Here is a 253-nt window from a genome sequence, read left to right as displayed (position 1 = left end):
CGAAATTTATTCATCCTCATGCTCCGTTTATTCGAAAAGCGTGGCGACTTTCGCCAGTACTTCGGCCATGACGGATTCCGGAAAGGTATCGATCTTGCGGACGCGGCGCGCGGCCAGGTCAATTACGGGGAAAACACAGGATTCGGAAAAAATCGGGCGCTAAGGCAACGTGTCCTTCAATGAAGGACCGCTTTCGACCCACAGCGGACAAAAGGCTGCGAGCGGGCTAAAGCTTCACGACCTTCTCTAGACG

General features: G+C 53.8%; 1 protein-coding gene. It reads left to right on the top strand.

Features of this window, described 5'->3' with window-relative positions; translation table 11 throughout:
- The coding region (locus CR105_RS28760; protein WP_218968772.1) for a hypothetical protein at positions 1–183 on the top strand (183 nt) is incomplete at its 5' end.
- Positions 184–253: the final 70 nt, after the last annotated feature.

The organism is Massilia eurypsychrophila, assembly GCF_002760655.1.
Classification (GTDB): domain Bacteria; phylum Pseudomonadota; class Gammaproteobacteria; order Burkholderiales; family Burkholderiaceae_D; genus JAFCUW01.
The sequence above is the reverse complement of the archived record's forward strand: the minus strand, read 5'-3'. Positions and strand labels throughout refer to the sequence as shown.